This is a genomic window from Azonexus sp. (assembly GCF_036170495.1).
Lineage (GTDB): Bacteria > Pseudomonadota > Gammaproteobacteria > Burkholderiales > Rhodocyclaceae > Azonexus.
The window spans coordinates 1-7,785 of record NZ_JAVHPH010000486.1 but is presented as its reverse complement, the minus strand read 5'-3'; the positions used below and the strand labels follow the sequence as shown (position 1 = coordinate 7,785).

General features: G+C 61.9%; 8 protein-coding genes. 1 reads left to right on the top strand and 7 read right to left on the bottom strand.

Translation table 11 applies throughout. The features are described 5' to 3' along the window. Positions 1–251: 251 nt before the first annotated feature. The 6 genes from ADADOO_RS17555 to ADADOO_RS17530 all read right to left on the bottom strand — a co-directional run bounded on the left by ADADOO_RS17555 (position 252) and on the right by ADADOO_RS17530 (position 6,602). Complete coding sequence (locus ADADOO_RS17555) at positions 252–1,529, bottom strand: MFS transporter (RefSeq protein ID WP_511278809.1); 1,278 nt, start codon at positions 1,527–1,529, stop codon at positions 252–254. A gap of 115 nt (positions 1,530–1,644) precedes the next feature. After that, complete coding sequence (locus tag ADADOO_RS17550; RefSeq protein ID WP_511278808.1) at positions 1,645–2,703, bottom strand: potassium channel family protein; 1,059 nt, start codon at positions 2,701–2,703, stop codon at positions 1,645–1,647. After that, positions 2,700–3,197, bottom strand: a complete 498-nt coding sequence (locus tag ADADOO_RS17545; RefSeq protein ID WP_511278807.1) for a DUF3124 domain-containing protein — start codon at positions 3,195–3,197, stop codon at positions 2,700–2,702. Before ADADOO_RS17545 ends, ADADOO_RS17550 begins: the two co-directional genes overlap by 4 nt. A gap of 86 nt (positions 3,198–3,283) precedes the next feature. Then, positions 3,284–3,664, bottom strand: coding sequence for a response regulator (locus ADADOO_RS17540; RefSeq protein ID WP_511278806.1), 381 nt, complete (start codon positions 3,662–3,664; stop codon positions 3,284–3,286). Then, positions 3,661–6,093, bottom strand: coding sequence for a response regulator (locus ADADOO_RS17535; protein WP_511278810.1), 2,433 nt, complete (start codon positions 6,091–6,093; stop codon positions 3,661–3,663). The genes ADADOO_RS17540 and ADADOO_RS17535 overlap by 4 nt, the downstream gene beginning before the upstream one ends. 5 nt (positions 6,094–6,098) lie before the next feature. Further along, a complete protein-coding gene (locus tag ADADOO_RS17530; protein ID WP_511278805.1) occupies positions 6,099–6,602 on the bottom strand; it encodes an Hpt domain-containing protein in 504 nt (167 codons plus the stop codon). Positions 6,603–6,646: 44 nt separating this feature from the next. Between ADADOO_RS17530 and ADADOO_RS17525 the strand changes: the two genes are divergently transcribed. Beyond that, positions 6,647–7,348 carry a response regulator transcription factor gene (locus tag ADADOO_RS17525; RefSeq protein WP_511278804.1) on the top strand — a complete coding sequence of 234 codons (702 nt, stop codon included), beginning with the start codon at positions 6,647–6,649 and terminating at the stop codon, positions 7,346–7,348. 95 nt (positions 7,349–7,443) lie between these two features. Here the strand turns inward: ADADOO_RS17525 and ADADOO_RS17520 are convergent. Further along, a partial coding sequence (locus tag ADADOO_RS17520; RefSeq protein WP_511278803.1) for a L,D-transpeptidase Cds6 family protein occupies positions 7,444–7,785 on the bottom strand: 342 nt, incomplete at its 5' end.

Below are 7,785 nucleotides of genomic sequence, written 5' to 3'. Positions count from 1 at the left end.
TCGCCTGCTGCACCGCTTCGACCAGCGATTCGGCCGGGAAGGCCAGATCGACGGCATGCGGCTTGACCGTGATGAGCGGCAAGGGTTCAGCCGCAATGGCGACGGTCAACCCGAAAAAAAGGCTAAAAACGAAAGGCCGGAGAGTATTTGCGTTCATGAATATAAGAATACGCTAATTTATAGAAAAGGCACAAGCCATGCATTGCTGATTCATTGATTTTATTGTGCTTTATCGAAAGCAACAGGGCGAATCAAGGTGCCTGCCAAATATTCCGGCAGCGCGTTTCCTTGATCCACCAGCACGCTGCCGCCCCCAGAATGGCGCAGACGGTCGCCACCAACACCCCGTGGCGCCAGGTTTCGACGTCGTAGACACGGGCGCCGCCGACCATCTCGCCCGTCCAGCCAAGGTCCATGACCCAGCCGACGAAAGGTTGCAAGAGCGCCGCCGTCAGGAAGCCCCCCATGTTGGCGACGCTGGTCGACATACCCGAAAGGAGCGGCGGATTCACCTCCTTGGCACAGGCCCAGGTCAGACTAAAGCCGGCCGTGGTCAGGCCAAGCACGGTGAAAAGCGCATATGAAACGGCGACCGGCAGGCTGACGCAGGACAGCAGGACCAGCCAGATCGCGCCATACAGATGCGAGGTCATAATGAGCACCGGCTTGCGGCGTCCCAAACGGTCGGACAGACCGCCGATGAACAGGCAGCCGACGGCAAAGCCGCCAAACCACAGCGACAGATGCGTCGCGGCGACCGATCGCGCCAGGCCATGCACCTGCATCAGGTAAGGCGTCGCCCACAAGCCGGCGAAGGTAAAAAAGGCGCCGCACATGCCGGTATTAACCAGCAGCGGCGGCCAGGTATCGCGATTCCGGATCACCGAGAGCAGGCCGGAGATTACCGCGGTCCGGTCAAAATGGGGCTTCGGCGCGGCATGGCCAGCCTCCGGCGCGTCGCGGACGATCAGCCAGCACAGCCCGCCAAGCGCCACCGAAACGAAGCCGATGCCAATGAACACGCCACGCCAGCCGGTCGCCTGAGCCACCGCCGAAAGCGGCGCCCCGGCCAGCACCGAGCCGAGATTGCCGATCAGCATGCCGATGCCGACCATCGTGGCAAAGCGGCTTTCCTCGAACCAGACGGCGATCAATTTGAGCATGGCGATGAAGGTCACCGACACGCCGAGCCCGATCAGCGTCCGCCCAACCAGCGCCAGCTCAAGGGTCGGCGCCATACCGAAGAGGAAGCTGCCAGCCCCGCCGACCAGCCCGCCAAGGGCCAGTATCCAGCGCGGCCCGAGCGTATCGGCGAGGATGCCGGTCGGCAATTGCATCAGCGTATAAACGTAAAAATAGGTCGCCGCCAGGACCCCGAGCGAGGCGGCCGAGGTCTCGAAGGCGGCGGCCAGATCGGGCGCAATGCCAGCCGGGGCAAAACGCTGGAAGAACGACAGAATGTAGGCCACGGCGACGACGCCAAGGGCTAGCCAGCGGTGGCGCATCTGGTCGTTGGTGAGTGTTTTCATGCGGTCTCGCCTCTCGTCATCGGGCGCCGTTCGCGGCGCTGGCTTCCAAGCCCGGAGGCCCGGCGAAGCCTGTGCCGGGCCGGTAAAAATCCAGCCGCGCCCGCCCAAAGCCTTTTCACGACGCCATTTCGATCAACAAGGTCTCGATTTCCGTGCGCCCGACCGGGCTGGCCATGGCGATCAGCATGAAGCCTGGCTTGAGGAGAAAGTCCTTGTCCGGATTAAATTGCCAATTGCCGTTACGCTCGCGTACGGCCAGAAAAACGTAATTGGCGCTACGCAATTTCAACATGCCGAGCGGCTTGGGAATGAACCCGGCCGGGATCGGCACCTCTTCGACGCGCAGATTTTTCTCCGACTTGAGCATTTCGTCGAGGAAGGAAACGACATGTGGCCGAATCATCGCCGACGCGATGCGCATGCCCCCCGTAAAATCGGGCGAAACAATGGCATCGGCGCCGGCCTTGCGCATCTTTTCGATGTTGCGCGTTTCGGTACAGCGCGCCACGACGCGTAGTTCCGGCTTGAGTTGCTTGGCGGTGATGACGATCATCAGGTTGCGCGAATCGTCGCCGGTCACCGCGAACAGGCCCTTGGCATCGGCCAGATCGGCGGCAATCAGGACATCATCGTCGCTGGCATCGCCGTTCAGGTAGAGGAAGCCAATGCTCTTTTCCTTGTACTCCTCCAACTTGCGGACATCTTCGTCGATGCCGACGAAATGCCGGTTGGTCGCTTCCAGTTCGTGCGCGATGTTGCGCCCGACCCGGCCGAAGCCGCACAAAATGTAGTGGCCCTTGAGTTTTCGGATTGCTTTTTCCATGCGTTTTCTCCGCAGGGTTCCATTGAGGTCGGTTTCGAGCAGCGCCACAGTGACGACCGAAAACAGCAGCGACAGATTGCCGGCGCCGAGAATGCCGATCACCACCGTCAAAATCCGCGCTGGCTGGTTGCTGGCCATGTCGATGATTTCGCCGAAACCGATGGTGGCGACGGTAATGAAGGTCATGTAGAAGCAGTCGAACCACGAATACTTGCCTTCGGTCAGCACCATGTAGCCGATGGTACCGAACAGATGCACGGCAAACAGCATGCCGAGCGCGACATAGAGCAGCCGGAGAATATAGCCGGTCTGCAGGGTCCGGATCGGAGAGTGGCTCGAATTACCGTTCATTCCGTCAGCGGTACCGACTGGGTCATGAAGATGACGGCCTTGCCACCATCCATGTTGACATGCAACGACTCGACCAGCGGCGGATTGACCGGCTGCTCGGCATCCCATTTGATGATGAAATTGGCCCCCGAGCCACCGGAAGCGTCGTTGAGTTCAACAAATAACTCAAGCGTGCCAAGCGGCGGCACCACGGTCGGCGCCGGCACGCGCTCGTCGAGCAATTTGCCGCCGGTATCGAAATACCGGGCCGACAGCACCCGGATTGAACGCTTGATGTCGGTATTGCGAATGCTGACCAGGGTCGACAGCAAGACGTTGGATGCCTTGCCGCTCTTGCCCAGATTGCCGTAGAGCATGTGCGAGTAGATCGGCAGGTAAAGCGTTTGCCCCTTGGCCAGCGGCCTGGCGTCCTGGGCGAAGGCTACGGTCGACGGCAAAAAACAGCCAAAAACAAAAGCGCACAACAAGCCTCGCCGGAATTTTCGATAGCGCATCTCTTTCCCCTTGTTCTGCCGCCCCTGGCCGCGATGCCATTTGTCCCGATTCTGCCACAAGCCTTGCCCGGCGGGAAACTCGGGGCTTATCGCTGTGCGGCGGCCAGCCAGGAGCGCAGCTGACCGGCCAGCGAGGTCCAGTCAATCGGCTTGGCGATGTGGCTGGCCTCCAGCTGGGCCGCCCGCTCTAGAAATTCGGGATCACTGCGTCCGGTCAGCAGGACGACGGGGAATCCGCTGCCATGCGTCTGGCGGATGGCAGCGCACACCGCACAGCCATCGAGACCGGGCATTTCAACATCGAGCAGGGCAAGATCAAAGCCCGAGGTCTGAAACCAGGCCAGCGCATCGTCGCCGTTATCGGCCAGCGTCAGCACAAAGTCGCCGCCAGCCAAGGCGGCCTGCATCAACAGACGGGTCGTCGGATCATCGTCTGCCGCGAGAACCCGCCAGGGCGCCGCGCTCATCCCTCAGCCCCGGCGAGAAGTACCCTCAGGGCGGCGTCGACGCGCCGCCATTCGGCGCGAACGCCATCCACCCGGGTCAGCAGTTGTCGCCTATTTCCATCCCGGCCGAATTGCTCGATCTCGCTGCACCGCCTGGCCAGACCGTTGGCGCCGACGTTGAAACTGCTCGACTTGAGGGCATGGGCGGCGCTCGCCAGCAAATCGGCATCGCCTTCGGCCAGACCTCGTTCAAAGCGCGCCCATTCGCGCTCCGCAGCTTTCAGATAGGCCGCCAGCACCTGCCCGACCAGCGTCTCCGCGCCGTCCGGAGACAGGGCGCGAATTTTCTCGAGGGCAGCCGGATCAAGCGCCGCGCCATCGCTGTGCGCATGCCCGGGGCGGGCCGCGTCATTGACGATAACCGGCGGCTTGCGCCGTTCAGCGGGCAACCACTGCGCCAGCATCTTCAACAGGGCCTCGCCGGTATAAGGCTTGGCCAGATAGTCGTCCATCCCGGCCGCCAGGCAGCGCTCGCGATCGCCCGTCATGGCATTGGCGGTCAGCGCGATAACCGGCAGGTGCTGACCGCTGAGCGCTTCGCGTTCCCGTAGCGCCGCGGTCGCGGCAAAACCATCGAGAATCGGCATCTGACAATCCATCAGGACCAGATCGACCGCTTCCGTCGCTAGCAAATCAAGCGCCTGCTGACCATCGCCCGCGGTGAGCACTTCCAGCCCCAGCCTTTCGAGCTGAACCCGCGCCACAATCAGATTGCTTTCGTTGTCCTCGGCGAGCAGCACCTTGCCCCGCAACTTCTGGCTGGCCGCTAGCGCTTTTGGGCTTTCGCTGCGCGCCGGGCGGCCGAGAGCGGCCTCAACCGCACGCAGAAAATCTGCTTGGCGCAGGGGTTTGGCCAGGCAAGCCGCGACCTCCAGCCCGGCCCGCGCCAACTGGTCAGGCATGTCGGGGGCCGACGAAAAAGCGATGACCCGACTCGCCGACAACCGCGAATCGGCACGCAGGGCGCGCAGCAGATCGAGTCCTGACATCTCGGCCATTTCCATATCGACCAGCCACAGCCCATACGGCTCGCCCTTTGCCATGGCGGCGACGGCCATGGCCAGCGCCTGCAGGCCGCAACCGGCCGTATCTGCCGTCAGCCCCCGACTGTTCAGCTGGGCCAGCAGAATGTCGCAATGCGCCGACGTGTCGTCGACGATCAGCAAGCGCCGTCCAGCGACGGCGGCTGGCGCAGGCATCGGCGTTTGATCCGGCAACTTGCCGTGCGGCATGCTCAGCTCGACCGAAAAACTTGCCCCCTGCCCCGGCTGGCTGTCGACGCTGATACTGCCGCCCATCATGTCGACCAGGCGCTGGCAGATGGCCAGCCCGAGGCCCGTCCCGCCATACTGCCGGGTAGTCGAGCCATCGGCCTGGGCAAAGTGCTCGAAAATTCGCTGCTGGGCATCGAGCGGGATGCCGATACCGGTATCGCGCACGGTCAACCGGAATTTAAGGCCAAATTCAGAATGCTCGAGCACGCGCAAACGCAGGAAAACCTCACCGCTCGCCGTGAATTTAATGGCATTGCCCAGCAGGTTAACCACGATCTGCCGCAAACGCAGCGCATCGCCACGGACCACCAGGCTCTCGTCCGGCGGCAGATCGGCCAGTAGCTCCAGACCTTTCTTGCCGGCCTGCTGCGAAAACAGTTCCAGCGACTCCTCGAGCAACTGGCGCAGATCGAAATCGAGCACATCGAGTTCGAGCTTGCCCGACTCGATTTTCGAAAAATCGAGAATATCGTTGATGATGCCGAGCAGGTGTTTCCCCGAGCGCTCGACCGCCTCGACAAACTGGCGCTGGGTCGGCGCCAGTTCAGTATTGAGCAGCAGTTCGGTCATGCCCAGCACGCCATTCATCGGCGTCCGGATTTCATGGCTCATTGTCGCCAGAAACTCGCTCTTGGCCAGACTGCCGGCCTCAGCCACCTCCTTGGCGAGACGCAGTTCACGCGTCCGCTGCTCGACGATCTGTTCCAGATTGCCAAGGTGCGTCGACAACCAGTGATCGCGCTCGCGAATCTGCTCAACCATCTGGTTGAAACCATTGGCCAGCTGGGCAATTTCGGTCACCCCGCTGTCGGCCGCACGACTATCGAGCCGGCCGACCGACACCTCGGCCATGCGCAACGTCAGGTCCTGCAACGGCGCGATCAGCTTCTCCACATGCTGCGCCTGCCAGCGCAAGGCGACGGCGAGCACAGCAGCGATTTCCAGCACAATCAGCCCGAAATAGGCCAGCAACTGCCGATAAGCACCACTCAGATCGACGCTCAGAAACAACCAGGCCGAAGTGGGCAGGATGAAAACGCTGACGAGCGCGATGGCCAGCAACAACACGTAGGAATTGATGTTAGCCAGCCGGGCGCGCATCGAAACGGTGGGCATCTGGTTCAACACTGACCTTCCGTCGATCCCGGCAAACCGGCTTTCCAGGCCTTGGCAGCGGACAGCCAGGTGAGCCGAAAAGACGTCTGCAAACACGCACGCAAATTTTCGGGAACGGAGGTCGCCAGGCCGGCCCGTTTCTTCAACAGCTGCGCCTCAAGGCTGGCCGCCACCTCGCAAAGCGCCTGCGCACCCACATTTGCCGCCGCGCTGCGCAGCGCATGGACGCTCTTTTGTTCCTGCACATCGTCGCCGATAGCCGCCTGCCACGTCCGCTCCCAGTCGGCAAAATGGTCGACGAACAGGCCAACGGCCTGCCACCAGAGCATCGGCTGATCGAGCATGCGGGCGACCGCAGCAGTCACCTCAAAACCATCCAGGGAACGGGGAACAGACATCCAGTGCAGCGCTATGTGAATCAGTCGGAGAGGCCATAAACAGAGGGCAATTGTCGCCCGAGACGCCGGCTTGATGTTAAAAATTAGTAAAACAAAGCCTTTGTTTTGCATTGGATTACAATCCCCGCTTTATCGTGTAATCGAAACGAATAACCATGCGTCAGACTGCGCTCATCGTTGAAGACGACCCGGGAACTCGCCACGTATTGAGTACGACGCTGGCCACCGCCGGCATCGACTGCATTTTTGCCGAAACCGGCGCTGCCATGTGGCGACGTCTCGACGAGAAGCCCGATGTCATCATTCTTGATCTGAGCCTGCCCGACGCCGATGGCCTCGAACTGCTCCGCCAGCTTCGCCAGCACTCCGAAATCCCGGTTCTCATCCATTCGACCCGCTCCGACGAAATCGAACGCATCATCGGCATCGAGATCGGTGCCGATGACTTTCTGCCCAAACCCTGCAACATGCGCGAATTGCTGGCCCGCACCCGCAGTCTGCTGCGCCGGACCCAGCGCACCACCGGCCGCGGCGAGCTACGCCGCCTGCATTTCGGCGACTGGGTACTGGATACCGCCTCGCGCGAACTAACCCGAACCGGTGGCCAGCCGACACCGCTTGGCGTATCGGGTTTTGCGCTGCTCGCCGCCTTCCTTGAGCACCCCTTCGAGCCACTCTCGCGCGAACAACTCTCGCGCGTCCTCAAGCGCGAATATGTGCCCTACGACCGGATCATCGACGTCCACGTCAGCCAGATCCGGCGAATTCTCGGCAAACAGTCCGATGGCAGCGCTTTCATCAAGACCCTGCGCTCGCAGGGCTACGTTTTCATCGCCGAGGTCGAAGCACTGAGCTAAGCCCCTCCCTCACCCCGTCAACGCCAAAGGCCATGCAATGCATGGCCTTTGGCTTTTCAGGCCGGCCGGTTTCTGCCGGCCGAGTCAGGCCGGCCCTACTTGACCAGCCCTTTGCAGCCACCCACGGTGTTGCCGTTGCACGGAATGGACGTCTCCCGGTTAATCAGCCACTTGCCGTTCACCTTGATCATTTCCAGGGTCTTCTGCGTCGTGTCGTTGTAGGCCTTGGACTGGTAGATCTGGCGGAATTCGGCGAAGGCGCGATCATTACCGTCCATCCTGACTTTCAGGTCCTGGATGTCGACGGCGATCTCGCCGCGCGCCGAGATGCGGCCGCGGCGCAGTTGCGCCCAGTCTTCCCGGGTCAGGCCACCGTCCGGAGTGAAGGTCGGGGCGTAGAAGGCGCTGTAGGCGGCGTAGTCGCGGGCCGACCAGGC

Coding starts and splice junctions, on each gene's coding strand:
- ADADOO_RS17525 (WP_511278804.1), top strand. CDS start 6,647: ATGCGTCAGACTGCGCTCATCGTTGAAGACGACCCGGGAACTCGCCAC.
- ADADOO_RS17540 (WP_511278806.1), bottom strand. CDS start 3,664: ATGAGCGCGGCGCCCTGGCGGGTTCTCGCGGCAGACGATGATCCGACG.
- ADADOO_RS17535 (WP_511278810.1), bottom strand. CDS start 6,093: ATGCCCACCGTTTCGATGCGCGCCCGGCTGGCTAACATCAATTCCTAC.
- ADADOO_RS17545 (WP_511278807.1), bottom strand. CDS start 3,197: ATGCGCTATCGAAAATTCCGGCGAGGCTTGTTGTGCGCTTTTGTTTTT.
- ADADOO_RS17555 (WP_511278809.1), bottom strand. CDS start 1,529: ATGAAAACACTCACCAACGACCAGATGCGCCACCGCTGGCTAGCCCTT.
- ADADOO_RS17550 (WP_511278808.1), bottom strand. CDS start 2,703: ATGAACGGTAATTCGAGCCACTCTCCGATCCGGACCCTGCAGACCGGC.
- ADADOO_RS17530 (WP_511278805.1), bottom strand. CDS start 6,602: ATGCAAAACAAAGGCTTTGTTTTACTAATTTTTAACATCAAGCCGGCG.